This is a genomic window from Rhodococcus sp. 06-221-2, assembly GCF_002258365.1.
In the GTDB taxonomy this organism is placed as follows: Bacteria; Actinomycetota; Actinomycetes; order Mycobacteriales; family Mycobacteriaceae; genus Rhodococcoides; species Rhodococcoides fascians.
The window spans coordinates 179,641-196,970 of sequence record NZ_NOYJ01000010.1; the positions used below are offsets into that span (position 1 = coordinate 179,641).

The window sequence follows — 17,330 nt, forward strand, 5'->3', positions numbered from 1 at the left end:
GAGATGTCGCCGAGCACGACGGAAACTCGATCGAACGGTGAGCGCATGACAGAACGACCGACCGCAACGGACCGGGAAGCCGAACCCGATGTACGCCGAAAGCCTTGGTATGCATCGCTTTTCGTCCAGTTACTGATCGGCATAGTCGGAGGCATTGCGATCGGGTGGCTCTGGCCGGGCCTGGGTGCAGACCTCAAGCCACTGGCCGACGGCTTCATCAAGCTCATCAAGATGCTGATCGCCCCGATCATCTTCTGCACCGTCGTCATCGGCATCGCCCATGTGGGCGACCTCAAGTCCGTCGGCCGCATCGGCGTCAAGGCCCTGGTCTACTTCGAGCTGATCACGACGTTCGCGCTCGTGTTCGGTCTGGTGGTCGGCAACATCGTCAAGCCGGGCTCCGGGTTCTCCATCGACCCGCAGACCTTGGCCACCGGTGCCGAGGCCGTCGACCAGAAGACCGGCAGCGGCGAGTTGCCGCACACCGTGGACTTCTTGCTGAACATCATTCCGACCTCCGTGGTGTCGGCATTCGCCGAGAACGCGCTACTGCAGGTGCTGTTCTTCGCCGTGCTGTTCGGCTTGGCCTTGGCGAAATTCGGTGAGAAGGGCCCGCCGATCGTGCTCGAACTCGTCGATCACATCAGCCACATCTTCTTCACGATCATCGGTTGGATCATGCGCCTGGCACCCATCGGTGCCTTCGGGGCGATGGCATACATCGTCGGCCAGTACGGCATTTCGTCGCTCGGTAGCTACGGGAAACTGATCGCGTGCTGCTACCTGGCTGCCGTGTTGTTCATTCTCGTTCTCGCGGCCGTCGCGCGGTACTTCGCCGGAGTCAACCTCTGGAAGTTCTTGCGGTACATCAAGGACGAGTTGTTCCTCGCCCTCGGAACGGCGTCGACGGAGGTGGTACTGCCGCGCATCATGGTCAAGCTGACCGAGGCAGGGTGCTCCCGCACGACCACCGGTCTGGTGGTTCCGACGGGATATTCGTTCAACCTCGACGGAGCAACCCTCTATCTGTCGATCTGCATTCTCTTTCTCGCGCAGGCTCTCGGCGTCGACCTGACACTCGGAGAGCAGATCGCTGCGGTGTTGATCCTGATGCTGACCTCCAAAGGCATGGCCGGAGTACCGGGGTCGTCGTTCCTCGCATTGTCGGCGACCGTTGCGGCCATCGGGCACGGGTCCATCCCGGTTGCGGCCGTGGCGTTGCTGCTCGGTGCCGACCGGATCATGGACTCCATGCGAGTATCGGTGAACCTTCTCGGCAACTGCGTCGCGACATTCGTCGTGGCGAACTGGGAGGGCCAACTCGACAAAGACCGAATGCGCAGAGTGCTCGACGGTGAGGAGGTACCGCCGTTGGAGGCGATCGAGGAGTCGAAGGACTACGAACCGGTCGGATCGGAGCCGGAATCGGTATCGATCGGGGGAACCTCGAAGGCGAGCAACGCCACGTCGTCCTGAAGTCCGTCACCGAACGAGGCCAACAATTCGGTCAGATCGTCGACGATCTTTGCCGCGGAGGTCCGGCCTCGTTCGGCGGCGAATGCGTGCAGACTGCCGTCGTCGTCGAAACGAGTTCGGCCCGGGCCGACGATCGCCTCGGTCAGCCCGTCGGTGTAGAACGCCAACACGTCACCGGGCTGCATCGTCACCGTCGCCGAGGTGAAGTGCGGTTCGGTGAGGGCTCCGACCAACTGCCCCCCGGTGGTGTCCACGAATTCGACGACGCCGTCGTGCGCGATACGAAGAGCCGGCGGGTGGCCTCCGCTGGCGAGGTGCACCACGGCACCGTCGGGTCCCGGCGCGACGGTACCGAAGACCACGGTGCAGAAACGCGGATCGTCGCCGTGAAACTCGTGGTGGAGCACCGTGTTGAGGTTCTCGAGTACGGCGATCGGATCCCGATCGAAGACCGCTGCGGCCCGCAGCGTGTATCGAGTCAGGGACGTGACGGCAGCCGCGCCCGCTCCTTTTCCGCTCACGTCGCCGAGGAAGAAACCCCACGTCGCGTTGTCGAGGGGAAACACGTCGTAGAAGTCGCCGCCCACTTCGTCGATGGACGCGGGGTGGTAATGGGCCGCCACCTGCATGCCCGTCGGCGCGGACAGGATCGGCGGCAACAGTGTGCGTTGCAGAGTCGACGCCAGAATCTGTACCTGAGTCTTCTCTGCTTCCGCCAACTTGCGGGCTTCCTCCGACGCGCCCAATGCATCCTGAGATCGGTCGAGAGCTGCTTCGGCGTCGTCCTGAGCTGCCTCGGCATATATCCGCGCATCCATCAGGTGCTGCTCGCGGACTCGGCGCTCGGTCTCGTTGTGCAGCGTCATGGTCACCGTCGTCGCACCGGACACCGCTCGCAAACTGTTGGCGAGCATCGACACCGCCGTCTGCGAGCCCGATGCGGGTGCGCCGGTGAGTTGCGCCGTCACTCCGATGGGCGAGTCGGAGTCGGACGACGTGGCTGCCGCGAGCAGTTCGCGCAAAACCGGTGCGAACTCGGGGCTGAAAAGATCCGTGACTGCGGTGCCGACCAGATCGTCCCGACTCAGTGCCGTGATGCGAGCGGCCGCCGCGTTGGCGTAAAGGATGTCGCCGGACGCAACGTCGATCGAAAAAACCCCGCACGGTGCGGAGTCGAGTAGTTCGGCAGCCGAGGCGGTCATGGCTTCTCCTACCAAGATTACGAGGGGCGGCCGGTTGATTCGGCCGTGACTGGGTTCCGCCACACTGCGGTGACCACGGTGCCCAGACCTGGACGGTGGTCGACGGTGAGGTCGTCGGACACTGCCTCGGCGAGCTGAAGCCCGTGGCTTCGTGTGGTCGTCGGTGCCGGCGGACGCCACGTGCCGGTGTCCGAGACGGTGACGGTCAGCGTCTCGCGTTCGTACGCTGCGGTGATCGTCATCGTCCCCGGTTCGGGCGCGGAGCTGTAGGCGTGTTCGACGACGTTGGCCAGGGCTTCGTAGGCCCCGAGAGCGATGTCGTCCACGAGGGTCCGATGCACGCCCAGGTCGAGCGCCCAACCCTGGAGTCGGCGCCGAGCGGCGCTGGCAGCGGCAGCCTCAGCGGTCGCAGTGTGACTCCATCGACTGGCGGGCTGCGAGTGGGACGTCATCGGCCACCCTCACTGTCGACCGCGCTCGACTGCACATGCGCCACAGCCTCGGGAACGGTGGTGAACGTGGCCATCACCCGGTCGATTCCGCTGAGCTGAACCGGGCGAACGACCACCCCGTCGACGGCGACCAGTGCCATTCGCGACGATTCGGGCAGCCGGTCGGACACTCGGACCAACACGGTGATGGCGCTCGACGACAGAAAGCTCACATCGGTCATGTCGACCACCAGTCCGCGTTCCGCGGCGTCGGCCGCAGGGAACGCAGCGGCGGACAAGTGGGGAATCGTATCCAGGTCGAGTTCGCCTCTGACTGTGATGACGGTTGTCGCGTCGTGCACATCCGAAACGATCTCGAACTGTCCTCCGGTCGGGTCGTCAGACATACGGCCGAGGTTACCTGTCATCGTGTCCGATTCACGATCCAGGCGCGTCGACGAACAGCTCGCCTGCACCCAGTACGTCGAGGACCATGCGCACCGAACGGGCCGGCGCGTGGATGACGATCTTGCCCGGGTGGGTGTAGGTCGCGTCGACGATGGCATTCGCGACTCCCGAGTAGACGAACGACACCTCGGACAGGTCGATCGTGACCACGGAGGAAACGGCGGCCAGGCGATCGAGGCCGTGTACGAATTCGGCCCGGGTCGACATGTCGAGTTCACCGAAGGCGCGCAGGATGTTGTTCCCGTCGGAACGGACGATGGTGTCGAGTCGGAACTCGGCTTCGTCGTCGCGAACGGCGTTGTCCATGGTGGCAATGCTCATCGACATGTCGAGACCTCTTCCGGAGAAGTGCGCGGCCGGCTGGTGTCTCCGCCTGCTCGCTGGTTTGTTGTGTAGTCAACGATGCCAGTGCGAGATGTCGGACGGTGATGTCGACGATCTCGAGTCGGTAACGAAAGATCTCGTTTCGATAACGCCGTCATCGGGTCAGGAATTCGATCAGTGCACTGGTGACTTTCTTTCGCGCCCATCCGCGCGCCCCTCGCTGGCCGAGTGCGGCCCGAGCGGCGTTGGCCCCGGCCGCACCGTGGACTCCGCCCCCGGGGTGGGCGGACGCGGACCCGAGGAACAATCCTTCCACCGGGGTCTCCGCGCGCCCCAATCCTGGCGTGGGACGAAAGATCAACTGCTGCTGCAGTTGTGCGGTACCACCGTTGACCGCACCGCCGTGCAGGTTGGCATCGGCGCCGTGCAGATCACTCGGTCTCTGCACCACCCGTCCCACCACCGAATCGGCGAATCCCGGGGCGTGCTGTTCCAACACCTGATCGACGCGGTCGGCGACGGTCTCGGCGGCCGAGTCGTCGACGACGCCGCGTGGCAGATGTGTGTAGGCCCAAGCGCTTTCGGTGCCCTCGGGCGATCTGGACCGGTCCGCTGTGGTCATCTGGCCGAACAACATGAACGGGCTCTGCGGGAGAACCCCGGTCGTGAGATCGGCCGCCCAATGGACCAGGCCGTTGTCGTCCGCACCGAGGTGGACGGTGCCTGTGTCGGCCAAAGATGCTGAGCGCCAAGGTATTCGACGGTCGAGAGCGTAGTTGAGCTTGACCACCGGGGTGTCCCACTCGAACGTACGTAAGTCGTCGTGCACGCGACGCGGGACCGCATCGAAGGGCAGCAACGACCCGTACAGCGCGGGGGCCGACACGTCGGCAACGATCGCTCGACGAGCGCGGAACGTCTCGCCACCCGTCGTGTGCACGGCGCGTGCACGACCGCCCCGCACGTCGATGGACTCGACGGGTCGACTGCACGTCAGCACAGCACCCGAGGCCTGGGCCCGGCGAATCAACGCGTCGGTCAATGCCGACGATCCACCTACGGGCGCCGGATACCCGACGTCCTGCGCGAGCATCGTCAGCAGATATCCCATCATTCCGCTCACCGGCGCGTCGGTGGGTACGTCGCCGTGCATCGCATTGCCCAGGAGCAGGCACCGCGCGGCCTCGCTGTGGAACAGCTCGTGGGCCATCACCCGTGCAGGCAACGCAGCGAACCGGACGAAGCGCAGTGTCTCGGAGACGCCGAGAGTGCGCGCCAATCGTGCTGCCGGCAGTACCGGTGGAAACGGCCCGAAGAGCGAACCGAGCAGGGGAGTGCGAATACGTTCCCACTGCTCGAACAGGCGCAGCCACGTGTCACCGTCGCGTACGTCGTGCTCACGCAACAGAGCAGCGGTCGCCTCGACGTCGTGATGGACGACCGGAGCGTCGGTGTCCTCCGGGGATCGCGCGTGGCCGTAGACCGTCGGCGAGTGAGACCACGTCAGTCCGTGACGCTCGAGCTCGAGTGCTGTCATGGCGGGCGAGGACACAGCCAGCGGGTAGAACGCGCTGAACAGGTCGCTGGTGAATCCAGGAACCAGTTCGGCACTGCGGACGGCGCCGCCGGGTAGTTCGGCCGCCTCGAGAATCACGACGTCCCACCCCGCGTCGGCCATCGCCGCGGCGGCGACCAATCCGTTGTGACCGCTACCTATGACGACTGAGTCGACCTCTGTGGTGGTCATCGGGTGATGCTCCTGGGCTCGGTCTCGGTCTTGTTGCTCACAACCCTACCGACGTAGTACAGCGCGATTCCGACTGCGAGCAGCAGCCCGGCGCGGAGCCACGTGGCCGCGGACTGCTGAGTGAGCAGCACGGCGCACGTGATCAACGCCAGGACGGGAAGCGCCGTCGGCGTTCGGAAGTGGTCGGTGTCGGATCGGTCTCGACGCAGCACGAGCACAGCAATGTTGGTACTGATGAAGACGAACAACAGAAGCAGCACCACCGTTTCGGCGAGTGCGGCCACGGAGCCGGTGGTGCACAACACCATTGCGACCACAGTTGTCGCGACAACGGCCGCCCACGGAGTCTTGCGGCCGGGCAGCACCTTGGCCAGGGCGACCGGAAGCAATCCGTCGCGGGCCATGCCGAAGGTCAATCTCGACGCCATGATCATCGTCAGCAAGGCGCCGTTGGCGACGGCCACGAGGGCGACCAGACTGAAGACCCACGGTGGGATTCCGGCGTCGGCGGCGTCGACGACCTCGAGCAGCGGACCGGTGGACTGGGCCAGCGTATCCGCCGGAACGACCGTCGAGACTGCGAGACCGACCAGCACGTAGACCACTCCGGCCGTGGTGACGGCTCCGAGCAGAGCCCGGGGATACACCCGCCGCACATTCTCGACCTCCTCGGCGATGTTGGCCGAAGTCTCGAACCCCACGAACGAGTAGAAGGCGAGCAGAGCCGCCCCCAGCACTGCCAGCGTCGGCGTGGTGTCGTCGGTGAATTCGAGCACCCGTGACGGCGCGCCGTCGCCGCGGCTCAGAACGAGCCCGGCCAGGGCGATGATCACGACGAGACCGGACACCTCGATCACCGTCATACCGAGGTTGGCCCGAAGAGATTCGGTGATCCCGCGGGCATTGAGAAGTCCGACGAGAAGTAGGAAGACGACCGCCGCAGGCACGGCGGGCACATCGACGAACACTGCGAGATAGTCGCCCGAAAAGGCCAGCGCCAGACCTCCCGCGCTCGTCACGCCAGCCGCGAGCATCGAGAATCCGACGAGGAACGACACTATCGGTCGCCCGAAGGCTCGCTGCGCGAACACCGCCGCCCCGCCTGCTCGCGGGTACTTGGTCACCAATTCGGCGTACGACGCCGCAGTGAGCAAGGCCATCAGGAGAGCGAGCAGCATCGGCAGCCAGATCGCTCCGCCGACCTCACCCGCGATTTCCCCGACGAGAGCGTAGATCCCGGCACCCAGCACGTCACCGAGAATGAAGACGAACAACAACTTGCCCGAGATCGCCCGGCGCAGTGGCGTCGACGACCCGTCGGACTCGGAGCCGTCCGGGTGGACGCTCGGACTGTGGTCGGACGCCATCAGTGCCGGTTCCCGCTTCGGGGGCCGGTGCTGGAGACAGGTCGAATCGATCGACGAAGTGGGGGAGTCATGTGAATCGCATGCCCGCTGCATTCGGTCTTCAACCGTGTTCGGCCGTTCCGTTGCGGCACAGACGTTTCGGTGAGCGGGCCGTGCCCGACCCGGCAGGTTCTACGGGTTCGATGCGCGCTCCGCCAACAGTGCGAGACGCCTGAGTGCCTCGGAATTTCGGGGGTGAGACAGCGCATGTTGAACCCGGTTGGGCACGAGCTCGAACGGTGGTGTGCTCGCGTGCTCGATCATTTCGATCGTGCAGCCGGTTGCGGTCGGGTGCAGCCGGACGGTGATGGAGGCGCGTCCGAACGGCATGGCCCGGGCTTCCAGCTGTAATTCGCGGTTCTCGTGGACGGCGACCGAGCACGTGACGTCGCTGAGCACGAGCGGCCAGGCCCCGACCGAATGGTGGATGACACTGCCGGGAGCAGGCCACGCCGCGTCGACCGCTCTGATTCGGGATGCACCGACCACCCACATTGCGTAGGACCAGCCATCGGCAAGAACGTTCCACACGTCCTCGCATCGAGCTGTGGTGTCGCGTTTCGTCGTCACGCTCGGACCTCCGTCGTCATCTCGGTACGCCGCTACGCCGAACGAAAAGCGTTGTTATGCCGCCGTTCTCGGGGCACACGTACGGCGGTTGCGCAGTGGGGGACCGGCCTGGACTCGACTCGGATATCGGTGACGCTACCTGCCACTGAGCCGGGGCACAACGCGGCAGCGGGCCCGGCGCACGCGGCTTCTCGACCACCCCGGCGCGGTATGGGGCGTCGGTTGCCATAATGGGCCGATGTCGACAATCGCTTACGTGATCGCAGGTTCGGAAGCCACCGGCGGGGCCGGTCTGCAAGCAGATCTCAAGACGTTCGAGCGGCTGGGGGTCTACGGGGTCGGCACCATCACGTGCATCGTGTCCTTCGATCCGAAGGCCGAATGGGGCCACCGCTTCGTGCCGATCGACAGTTCGGTGATCGCAGATCAAATCGAAGTGGCCACCGCCGCTCACGATCTCGATGTCGTCAAGATCGGCATGCTGGGCACCCCCGCCACCGTCGCCACGGTCGCGGAATCACTGCGCCTGCAGCCGTGGCGTCATGTCGTTGTCGATCCCGTGCTGATCTGCAAGGGCCAGGAACCCGGTGCGGCTCTCGACACCGACAATGCGCTCCGTCGCGACATTCTTCCGCTGGCCACCGTCATCACACCCAACCTGTTCGAGGCGACGACGTTGTCCGGAATGGACTCCATCGACACCGTCGAGGATCTCGGTGAGGCAGCCAAGAGGATCGCCGACCTCGGCCCCCAGTACGTCGTGGTCAAGGGTGGCGCCGGCCTACCCGGAGACGAAGCCGTCGACGTCGTGTTCGACGGACAGGACCTCACCGTCCTGCGCGCCCCGAAGATCGGCGACGAAAGGGTGTCCGGCGCAGGATGCGTGTTCGCAGCTGCCATCACCGCCGAGCTGGCCAAGGGATCCGGCGTGCTCGACGCAGTGGCCACGGCAAAGGACTTCGCGCATGCCGGCATCGTCGGCCGGTTGTCGAGTCACGCTCCGTTCGCTGCCGTCGCCTGGCAGAACTGAGCCCGCCGGCCCGGATATCGATCACGGGTCTGCCTCGAGTGCTGCGAGGCTTCATGTTTGGACGGGTTCGCCGCGGGGACACTGACGTAATCGACGTGTTCCTGCAGGCCCGGAATGCGTCGCCGGTGAAGCGAACAGCAGTCGAGGAGACACCATGGCCCAACATGACCCCGCCGACTCCGGTGCCGAAGCGAACGACGACGACCGCACGATGCGCGGGCACGCCGGGGAAGCGATCGTCGACGCGCGCAATTGGCCCGGCTACATCTGCATCGGTCTCGCGCTGGTAAGCCTCGGTCTGACCTTGACCGCGGCCGGCTACGGGTTCGAGGGGTGGGCGTGGACGGGCGCGGTCCTCGCGCCCGTTCTGCTCGTCGCAGGCACGGTTCTGGTGTTGCTCGAGCGTCGCCGGGTCAAGGCACAGGAAGGCAAGAGCCTCACCGACCCTGCGGGGCATTGATCGAGCCCGATCTCGGCAGGGGTGGCACGTCGTCGATCGGCGTCGGCGTGGAACTGAACGAGCTGGCACTCTCGATCGGCGCTGCGCCGCCGATTCGTTCCGTGCGAGTGACCGGGGCAAGCGACGATTCGCGAACGGTTCGTCCCGGTGACCTGTACGTGGCGTTGCCCGGCCGCCGAGCTCACGGCCTCGACTTCGAGCTCGAGGCCAAGGCCCGAGGGGCAGTGGCGGCGCTGTCGGACCGGGCCTCGACGGTTCTGCCGACACTCGTCGTGCCGCACCCCCGCCGCCGGGTCGGGGAGGTGTGCGCTCGCATTCATCGGTTCGCGCACCGAGACCTCGATCTGTACGGAGTCACCGGGACCAACGGAAAGACGAGTACCACCCTGCTGCTCGGAGCCGGGCTCGCTGCGGCGGGAGACTCCGTGGCGACCATGACCGGAATCGGTTTGGCGGGGCCGCGCGGCGAGGAAAAATCGGCCAGAACTACGCCCGAGGCGGCCACAGTGCATCGGACTCTGCGCCGTTTCCGAGACGAGGGCGCTACGGCGGTTGCCCTCGAGGTGTCCTCTCACGCCGTCACCGAGCATCGCGTCGACGGTCTCCGTTTCGCGGTGATGGGGTTCCTCAATCTCACGCCGGATCACCTCGATTACCACGGAGACATGGACAACTACTTCGCCGCGAAGGCCGAGCTGTTCTCGGCGCACCGATCGACACGCGCTGTGGTCAACGTCGGCGATCCGCACGGCAGAATCCTGGCGGGACGCCTCGATATTCCCTGTTGGACGTGGTCCACGGCCGATCGCGGTGCCGATGTTCGCGGCGAGAACATCGAGTGCACCGACGTCGGAACGTCCCTGACAGCGCGAACCCCGATGGGCGATGTCGAGATCCGCCTACCTCTGCTGGGTCCGCACCAGGCCGAGAACGCTCTGGCCGCACTGACCATGGCGTTGGCGGCCGGCCGCGACATCGCAGCAGTCGCGGCAGGACTCGAACGCCTCGACGCCGTTCCCGGCCGCCTCGAACGTGTCGACGTCGGACAGCCTTTCCTGGCCGTCGTGGACTACATGCACAACACGGCAGGTCAGCGGGCGCTGCTGCCGTTCGTCCGCAGCGTGGTCTCGGGTCGACTGATCGTCGTCGTCGGGGCAACGGGCGAACGTGACCCGGGTAAGCGGTTTCCACTCGGGCGAACGGCAGCCACGTTGGCCGATGTGGTGATCGTCAGCGACGAGAGTCCGCTGTCGGAGGACCCCGGCACCATCCGAGCCGCAGTGGAAGAGGGAGCTCGGGCTGCACGCTCAGCGGTGGTGGTAGTCGAAGCCGACCGGCGGCGTGCCGTGGAGCATGCTGTGGCCATTGCTCAGCCCGGGGATGCCGTGGTCGTGGCGGGCCGGGGCTGCGATGCCGAACAAGTGTACGGCGACCACATCCTGCGATTCGACGACCGTGAGGTGTTGCGCGACGTCCTCGCCGCCCACGTCGCGCGGAGTTGAACGCGTTCCCGCTACTGCGCTGCGGACGTACGTTTCCGAGCGGATTTGTCTGCTCGACGCTGTGCGAACCTGCCGGCGGACTTCAGGGCCTTGGATACGACATTGGCTCTGCCCGTTCGCTTTTCGAGGCTCACGCCGGCAAATGCCAGGAGCCGGGCAGCAATGGGCAAGCCGATCGCGACGACAAGGTAGCGGTAAAGATACTTGCGGGCCAGCAGCGGGATCATGCGGGAAGTCCTGTCGTGGGGGAGGTTGTCAGCGGACGGCCCGTCGAACCTTGACTGCTGCTGTCGCCGTCAGCGCGATGATCGCTCCGACGACGGCTGCACCGAGCATTGCGACGCCCTGCCCGAGATCGAAGTTCCAGCCGAGGAAGTTGATCGTGCTGTGAACGGTGTTCTGCAGCACGAAGATGACCAGTGCTGCAACGAGCACGACCGTGACGAGGAGGGCCAACTTCGAGGCGAATCCGCCGCGGCGCTTGGTAGTTGTGGTGTCCGATGTTGCAATCATGAGGGTTCCGTTCTGTAAAGTGGAAGGTGAGCAGAAACCGAGTGCCGCCGATCGCGGTGACCGGCGGCACTCGATGCGGGGCTGCTGGTTACTTGAAGGTGTCCTTGATGTTCTCGCCGACCTTCTTGACGCCGGCCGAACCCTGATCCTTCTTGCCCTCGGCTTCGAGGTCCTTGTTGTCGGTTGCGTCGCCGACAACTTCCTTCGCCTTGCCGATGGCGTCTTCTGCTGCGTTCTTGGCCTTGTCGATGAAGCTCATGGTGTGCACCTTTCGGGTGGCTGTGATTGTTGGTAACGGATAGATAGTCGGTTTTCGAGGCCGAAAGCAAACGTCGCAGGAAAGTGATCTGCATCACTCGAGCGACCGCGGCGGTCAGGTGAGGGAGACCAGCTCAGTGATGTCGTCGTGCGGAAGCTCGCCGTCGACCACTGCTGTGACGACGGAGCTGTTCAGCGTGATGGCACCCTTGTGGTTGTCCAGGAATGCGGTATCGGCGGCATCGCGGCCTACCGAAATGCGGACCAGAGTGGACCGCGGTGCCAGGCACGTGGCGTCGACGACACGCCACTGGCCGCCGACGAACGCCTCGGCGACGGCATGGAAATCCATCGGATCGCATCCGGGCGCGTACACGGCCACGAGGCGGGCAGGAACATTGACAGCGCGCAGCATCGCGACGACCAGATGCGAGTAGTCGCGGCACACTCCCTGGCCTGCGAGCAGCGTGTCGACGGCTCCGTCGATCGGATCACTGCTTCCTGGAACGTAATTCAGACGTGCGCCCACCCAGGCGGAGATCTTGGCCAGCAGTTCCTCGGAATCGGCGTAATCGCCGAATTCTGTTGCGGCGAAACCGTAGAACTTGTCTGCTTCGGCGTAGCGGCTGGGCCGAAGGTAGAGCGACATGTCGTAGTCGGTGACGGGGGCCGGGGTGGTGTTGCCCAGGATGGTGGCGTCGTACGAGACCTGTAAGTTGCCGACGTCGGCGGGCATGACGTGAATGCGGTTGCCGTGCGGTCCGCTGACCTCCTTCGCCTCGACGGGATTACCGTCGAGAACGAAGGAGAGCGATTCGGTGACCGTCGTACCGGGGTGCGGTGCGATGGCGATCTGGAATTCGAGCGTGGTGGCGGCGGTGATGTCTACATCGAGGCGCGCGGATACGTCGCGTTTGAGCATGAGGACTCCTGGCAGGTGGGGGCGGGTGAACCTGCTGCCAGTACCCGTATCCGCCGAAACCAATCGCCCCTGGTCACCGAGTGATCAACGCCACCCCAGTGCGGGGGCCACGTCGCGCAGCAGCGTCTCCAGAACGTGTGCGCAGTACTCCACACCCAACTGGTTCGGGACGGTGAGCAGCAGAGTATCCGCGGCGGCGATCGCCTCGTCCGCTGCCAGTTCTTCGATCAGCCGATCGGGCTCACCCGCGTAGGTCTTGCCGAAACGAGCCTTGCCGCCGTCGAGGTAGCCGACTTGGTCGTCACCGCTGCCCTCTCGGCCGAAGTAGGCGCGGTCGAGATCGTTGACGATCGGAAAGATGCTGCGGCTCACGGATGTTCGAGGAGCGAAGTCGTGGCCCGCGTCGCTCCACGTCTTGTGGAAGCGTTCGATCTGTTCGGCTTGCAACTGATGGAAAGGCACCCCGGTGTCTTCGCTGAGAAGTGTGGAGCTCATCAGATTCATGCCCTGGCGCGCCGTCCACTCGGCCGTCTCGCGGGTGCCTGCGCCCCACCAGATGCGTTGGCGCAGACCCGGTGCGTGAGGTTCGAGGCGCAGCAGGCCGGGCGGGTTGGGGAACATCGGCCGCGGGTTCGGCTGAGCGAAGCCCTTGCCTTCCAGCAGGTCGAGGTAGATGCGGGTGTGCTCGCGAGCCATGTCTGCGTGGTCGGAGCCCTCCGCGGGGGAGTATCCGAAGTGGCGGTACCCCTCGATGACCTGTTCGGGCGATCCCCGGCTCACGCCGAGTTGCAACCGCCCGCCCGAGATGAGGTCGGCAGAGCCGGAATCCTCGGCCATGTAGAAGGGATTCTCGTACCGCATGTCGATGACGCCGGTACCGATTTCGATGGTGCTCGTCCTGGCTCCGACGGCGGCGAGCAGCGGAAACGGCGACGAGAGCTGGTTGGCGAAGTGATGGACGCGGTAGTACGCACCATCGGCTCCGAGTTCCTCGGCCGCGACCGCGAGGTCGATCGACTGCAACAGCACATCCGATGCCGATCGGGTCTGCGACTGCGGGGACGGTGACCAGTGTCCGAAGGACAGAAATCCGATCTTCTTCATCGTGTGCTCTTTCGTTGAAGGATCAACTATGTTCGTACGACTCAGCGCACAGCCGGGTCGATTCATTCCCGGTTCCGGAACTACGCCCCGATACCCGCCGTCAACAACTTCGCCAGCTCGAGGTAGGCATCGCCGTCACTCAGACCGGTCAGGCGGAACACCTCGCGCGTCTGGATGCGCACCATGACCGAGGATGCGACGTCACCGACGAATGCCGCATGGACGTCGCGTACCTCGCCACTGGCCACACCCTCGCTGATCAGCTCCTGGACCCGTCGTGCCGCGATTGCGGTGTTGCGTTCGTACACCGAACGGGCCGATTCGAGCGACGCGAGATCGGTCATGAATTGCTCGGACGCAGATTCCAGAGCGGCACCGACTGCGGTGAGATACGTGGTGATGCGGTTGCGGGTTCCGTCGACCTCGGCAACCGCATTCTCGACCTGGGTGGTCATGGACTTGAAGTAGTGCACGGTTGCGCCGCCCACCAGCTGATCCTTGCTCGACGCCAACGTGTACAAGGTGGATTTGGAGCAGCGGAGGCGAGCCGCGATGGTGTCGAGCGTCAGGTGAGCGAACCCCTCGGCCAGGAACAGGCTGACGAGTTGGTCGAACAATTCCGAACGGCGAGCCGTGGCATGCGAGGTCACGGGTGCGTTCACATCCAGGATGGTACTGCATCGTCTTGTGCAGTACTGTGCATCAGTACTGCGGATCATTCTTCAGTACTGATGCCGAACATCCCGGAGGTTCTAGTGCCCGTCGCTCGTCTGTTGCCCACCGCCGAAGCGCGCGACCTTCTCGCGCTGACCCGCGATGTGGCAGACAAGGTGCTCGACCCGATCGTCGACGAACACGAGCGCAACGAGACCTATCCGACGGGAGTGTTCGCCACTCTCGGCGAAGCCGGACTGTTGAGCCTGCCGTACGCGGAGGAATGGGGCGGCGGAGGCCAACCGTACGAGGTGTACCTCCAAGTACTCGAGGAATTGGCATCACGATGGGCGGCCGTCGCAGTCGCGGTGAGCGTGCACGGTTTGGCCTGCTATCCCGTGATGGCGTTCGGTACCGATCAGCAGAAGGCCGACAAGCTTCCCGACATGCTCGGCGGGTCGCAGATCGGTGCCTATTCGCTGTCCGAGGCGCAGGCCGGTTCCGACGCAGCGGCCCTGAGTTGCAAGGCGAGCGCGGCCGACGGTGGGTACACGGTCAACGGGTCCAAAGCATGGATCACCCACGGCGGTGTTGCTGATTTCTACAACCTGTTCGCCCGCACCGGCGAAGGCTCCAAAGGGATATCGTGTTTCCTCGTTCCGGACGGGACCGAAGGCCTCAGTTTCGGCAAGCCCGAGGAGAAGATGGGGTTGCATGCGATCCCGACCACGTCGGCGCACTACGACAACGTGCACGTTCCCACCGAATGGCGCATCGGAGCGGAAGGTCAAGGACTGCAGATCGCCTTCAGTGCGCTGGACGCCGGAAGGCTCGGAATCGCCGCTGTAGCAGTCGGAATCGCGCAAGCTGCGCTCGACGATGCCGTGAAGTACGCGCAGGAACGCACTGCGTTCGGCAAGAAGATCATCGACCATCAGGGTCTGGGGTTCGTGCTGGCGGACATGGCCGCCGCAGTCGACTCCGCACGCGCGACCTATCTCGACGCGGCTCGTCGTCGGGACGCCGGACTTCCATACTCCCGCAACGCTTCTGTGGCCAAGCTGATCGCTACCGATGCGGCCATGAAGGTGACGACCGACGCCGTGCAGGTGTTCGGCGGGTACGGCTACACCAGAGACTTCCGCGTCGAGCGCTATATGCGCGACGCCAAGATCACGCAGATCTTCGAGGGCACCAACCAGATTCAGCGTCTCGTCATCGCCCGATCACTCGCGACCAACTGACCATCCGCACCTTGCTTTCCACACACACGTAGGGGACATCTGCATGACGACAACCGAACCCGATATCCATACCACTGCGGGTAAATTGGCCGATCTTCGTAAACGTCTGGGGGCTGCGGAGATGCCGTCGGGTGAGGCGGCGGTGGAGCGGGTCCACGCGAAGGGCAAGTTGACCGCGCGTGAGCGGATCACCGCCCTGCTCGACGAGGGCTCGTTCGTCGAACTCGATGCGTTGGCGCGGCACCGATCACAGAATTTCGGTTTGGGTGACAATCGCCCCTTCGGTGACGGTGTCGTCACCGGCTACGGCACGGTCGACGGCCGTGATGTGTGCGTGTTCTCCCAGGACGCGACCGTCTTCGGCGGCAGTTTGGGGGAGATCTACGGCGAGAAGATCGTCAAGGTGATGGACCTGGCGATCAAGACCGGACGGCCGTTGGTGGGCATCAACGAAGGCGCCGGGGCCCGCATCCAGGAAGGTGTGGTCTCCCTCGGGTTGTACGGGGAGATCTTCCACCGCAACGTCCGCGCATCCGGGGTGATCCCGCAGATCTCGGTGATCATGGGCCCCGCCGCCGGCGGACACGTCTACTCCCCGGCCCTGACCGACTTCGTGGTCATGGTCGATGGCACCAGTCAGATGTTCGTCACCGGCCCCGATGTCATCAAGACCGTCACCGGGGAGAACGTGACGATGGAAGAGCTCGGTGGCGCGCACACCCACATGGAGAAGTCCGGGGTCGCGCACTACGTCGCGTCCGGGGAGCAGGACGCCCTCGACTACGTCCGCGACCTCCTGTCCTACCTCCCGTCGAACAATCGGGCCGATGCCCCGCGGACGGTGGCGTCGGATCCGATCGTCGGATCCATCGAGGACAGTCTGACGGCGGAGGATCTCGAACTCGACACGTTGATTCCGGATTCGCCGAACACTCCGTACGACATGCACGAGGTGATCCGCCGGATCCTCGACGACGACGAATTCCTGGAAGTTCAGGAGGGGCGGGCCCGCAACATCATCGTCGGGTTCGGGCGGATCGACGGTCGGTCGGTGGGGATCGTGGCCAATCAGCCCACCCAGTTCGCGGGCACGTTGGATATCGATGCCTCGGAGAAAGCAGCCCGGTTCGTCCGCACGTGTGATTGTTTCAACGTTCCGATCATCACGTTGGTCGATGTGCCGGGGTTCCTGCCCGGGACGGGGCAGGAATACAACGGCATCATCCGGCGGGGGGCGAAGTTGTTGTACGCCTACGGGGAGGCGACGGTCGGGAAGATCACCGTCATCACCCGTAAAGCCTATGGCGGGGCGTACGACGTGATGGGGTCCAAGCACATGGGTGCCGACGTCAATTTGGCGTGGCCGACGGCGCAGATCGCGGTGATGGGGGCCTCGGGTGCGGTCGGGTTCGTCTACCGCAAGCAGTTGCTCGAGGCGGCGAAGAACGGTGAGGACGTCGATGCGTTGCGGCTGACGTTGCAGCAGCAGTACGAGGACACGTTGGTCAACCCGTACGTCGCTGCCGAGCGCGGGTATCTCGATGCGGTCATCCCGCCCAGTCACACCCGCGGGCAGATCGTGACCGCGTTGCGGCTGCTCGAACGCAAACAAGTGACCCTGCCCCCGAAGAAACACGGAAACATCCCACTATGAGTGCAGCGAAGCATGACGCCGCGTCGGATAGTTGGTCGTTTCGCGGAAGTCCGACGGACTCCGAGATCGCTGCTGTCGTTGCGGTTCTGACTGCCGCGCAGTCGTCGGTGGCCGAGGACGTGCCGGCCCCGATCGATCTGTGGGGTCGACCTGAAGATATGCATCGTTACGGACTCGCCAGTGCCCCAGCTCTTTTCGTCAATGCCCGATTCGGCCAGTGAAGGACTTCGCACAGATGACCACCTCTACCTCCCATAAGAAGATTTCCAAGGTTCTTGTTGCCAATCGTGGTGAGATCGCGGTTCGGGTGATCCGGGCGGCCGCTGATGCCGGGCTGGCCAGTGTCGCTGTGTACGCCGAACCCG

At 64.7% G+C, this 17,330-nt stretch carries 21 protein-coding genes; 8 read left to right on the plus strand and 13 right to left on the minus strand.

The window, feature by feature from the left end; all coding sequences use genetic code 11:
* Positions 1–45: 45 nt before the first annotated feature.
* Positions 46–1,476, plus strand: coding sequence for a C4-dicarboxylate transporter DctA (gene dctA / locus CH281_RS05875; RefSeq protein ID WP_094693381.1), 1,431 nt, complete (start codon positions 46–48; stop codon positions 1,474–1,476).
* Here the strand turns inward: dctA and CH281_RS05880 are convergent.
* The 7 genes from CH281_RS05880 to CH281_RS05910 form a co-directional block, all read right to left on the minus strand.
* Positions 1,398–2,678, minus strand: a complete 1,281-nt coding sequence (locus CH281_RS05880; protein WP_094693383.1) for a PP2C family protein-serine/threonine phosphatase — start codon at positions 2,676–2,678, stop codon at positions 1,398–1,400. The two genes, dctA and CH281_RS05880, sit on opposite strands and share 79 nt — an antisense overlap.
* 17 nt (positions 2,679–2,695) lie before the next feature.
* Positions 2,696–3,130, minus strand: a complete 435-nt coding sequence (locus CH281_RS05885; protein ID WP_032368860.1) for an ATP-binding protein — start codon at positions 3,128–3,130, stop codon at positions 2,696–2,698.
* Positions 3,127–3,516 carry an STAS domain-containing protein gene (locus CH281_RS05890; RefSeq protein WP_027496186.1) on the minus strand — a complete coding sequence of 130 codons (390 nt, stop codon included), beginning with the start codon at positions 3,514–3,516 and terminating at the stop codon, positions 3,127–3,129. The genes CH281_RS05885 and CH281_RS05890 overlap by 4 nt, the downstream gene beginning before the upstream one ends.
* Before the next feature lie 31 nt (positions 3,517–3,547).
* On the minus strand, positions 3,548–3,898 hold the full coding sequence (locus CH281_RS05895; protein ID WP_139278545.1) for an STAS domain-containing protein: 351 nt from the start codon (positions 3,896–3,898) through the stop codon (positions 3,548–3,550).
* A 157-nt stretch (positions 3,899–4,055) separates the two neighbouring features.
* Complete coding sequence (locus CH281_RS05900) at positions 4,056–5,648, minus strand: phytoene desaturase family protein (RefSeq protein WP_094693386.1); 1,593 nt, start codon at positions 5,646–5,648, stop codon at positions 4,056–4,058.
* Positions 5,645–7,015 carry an APC family permease gene (locus tag CH281_RS05905; protein WP_094693388.1) on the minus strand — a complete coding sequence of 457 codons (1,371 nt, stop codon included), beginning with the start codon at positions 7,013–7,015 and terminating at the stop codon, positions 5,645–5,647. The genes CH281_RS05900 and CH281_RS05905 overlap by 4 nt, the downstream gene beginning before the upstream one ends.
* A 171-nt stretch (positions 7,016–7,186) precedes the next feature.
* Positions 7,187–7,624 carry an SRPBCC family protein gene (locus CH281_RS05910; RefSeq protein ID WP_094693390.1) on the minus strand — a complete coding sequence of 146 codons (438 nt, stop codon included), beginning with the start codon at positions 7,622–7,624 and terminating at the stop codon, positions 7,187–7,189.
* Between the two features lie 238 nt (positions 7,625–7,862).
* On the opposite strand from CH281_RS05910, the gene thiD reads away from it, so the two are divergent.
* The 3 genes from thiD to CH281_RS05925 all read left to right on the plus strand — a co-directional run bounded on the left by thiD (position 7,863) and on the right by CH281_RS05925 (position 10,616).
* On the plus strand, positions 7,863–8,654 hold the full coding sequence (thiD, locus tag CH281_RS05915; RefSeq protein WP_032364704.1) for a bifunctional hydroxymethylpyrimidine kinase/phosphomethylpyrimidine kinase: 792 nt from the start codon (positions 7,863–7,865) through the stop codon (positions 8,652–8,654).
* Between the two features lie 154 nt (positions 8,655–8,808).
* Positions 8,809–9,114 (plus strand): membrane protein, encoded by a 306-nt coding sequence (locus CH281_RS05920; protein ID WP_032368863.1) that lies wholly within the window; start codon positions 8,809–8,811, stop codon positions 9,112–9,114.
* Positions 9,111–10,616 (plus strand): Mur ligase family protein, encoded by a 1,506-nt coding sequence (locus tag CH281_RS05925; RefSeq protein WP_094693392.1) that lies wholly within the window; start codon positions 9,111–9,113, stop codon positions 10,614–10,616. The genes CH281_RS05920 and CH281_RS05925 overlap by 4 nt, the downstream gene beginning before the upstream one ends.
* A gap of 11 nt (positions 10,617–10,627) precedes the next feature.
* Here the strand turns inward: CH281_RS05925 and CH281_RS05930 are convergent, their stop codons facing one another.
* The 6 genes from CH281_RS05930 to CH281_RS05955 all read right to left on the minus strand — a co-directional run bounded on the left by CH281_RS05930 (position 10,628) and on the right by CH281_RS05955 (position 14,075).
* Entirely contained in the window at positions 10,628–10,843 is a 216-nt protein-coding gene (locus CH281_RS05930) for a hypothetical protein (RefSeq protein WP_027496191.1), read from the minus strand.
* 28 nt (positions 10,844–10,871) lie between these two features.
* Positions 10,872–11,129 (minus strand): lipopolysaccharide assembly protein LapA domain-containing protein, encoded by a 258-nt coding sequence (locus tag CH281_RS05935; protein ID WP_174557318.1) that lies wholly within the window; start codon positions 11,127–11,129, stop codon positions 10,872–10,874.
* Positions 11,130–11,217: 88 nt separating this feature from the next.
* Complete coding sequence (locus CH281_RS05940) at positions 11,218–11,388, minus strand: CsbD family protein (protein WP_008718579.1); 171 nt, start codon at positions 11,386–11,388, stop codon at positions 11,218–11,220.
* A gap of 114 nt (positions 11,389–11,502) precedes the next feature.
* The gene (locus tag CH281_RS05945; protein ID WP_027496193.1) at positions 11,503–12,309 is read right to left on the minus strand and encodes a transglutaminase-like domain-containing protein; all 807 of its coding nucleotides are present in this window, start codon (positions 12,307–12,309) and stop codon (positions 11,503–11,505) included.
* Positions 12,310–12,393: 84 nt separating this feature from the next.
* Positions 12,394–13,413, minus strand: a complete 1,020-nt coding sequence (locus CH281_RS05950; RefSeq protein ID WP_027496194.1) for an LLM class flavin-dependent oxidoreductase — start codon at positions 13,411–13,413, stop codon at positions 12,394–12,396.
* Positions 13,414–13,493: 80 nt separating this feature from the next.
* Positions 13,494–14,075: a TetR/AcrR family transcriptional regulator gene (locus tag CH281_RS05955; RefSeq protein ID WP_230074079.1), complete on the minus strand. Its 582-nt coding sequence runs from the start codon at positions 14,073–14,075 to the stop codon at positions 13,494–13,496.
* A 93-nt stretch (positions 14,076–14,168) separates the two neighbouring features.
* On the opposite strand from CH281_RS05955, the gene CH281_RS05960 reads away from it, so the two are divergent.
* From CH281_RS05960 to CH281_RS05975, 4 genes are all read left to right on the plus strand, one after another.
* Positions 14,169–15,311, plus strand: a complete 1,143-nt coding sequence (locus CH281_RS05960) for an acyl-CoA dehydrogenase family protein (protein ID WP_032383940.1) — start codon at positions 14,169–14,171, stop codon at positions 15,309–15,311.
* A 43-nt stretch (positions 15,312–15,354) separates the two neighbouring features.
* On the plus strand, positions 15,355–16,965 hold the full coding sequence (locus CH281_RS05965) for an acyl-CoA carboxylase subunit beta (protein ID WP_094623309.1): 1,611 nt from the start codon (positions 15,355–15,357) through the stop codon (positions 16,963–16,965).
* Entirely contained in the window at positions 16,962–17,186 is a 225-nt protein-coding gene (locus tag CH281_RS05970) for an acyl-CoA carboxylase epsilon subunit (RefSeq protein ID WP_032370696.1), read from the plus strand. The genes CH281_RS05965 and CH281_RS05970 overlap by 4 nt, the downstream gene beginning before the upstream one ends.
* 14 nt (positions 17,187–17,200) lie before the next feature.
* Positions 17,201–17,330, plus strand: a 130-nt coding sequence (locus CH281_RS05975) for a biotin carboxylase N-terminal domain-containing protein (protein ID WP_141214848.1), incomplete at its 3' end; no start/stop codon positions are given.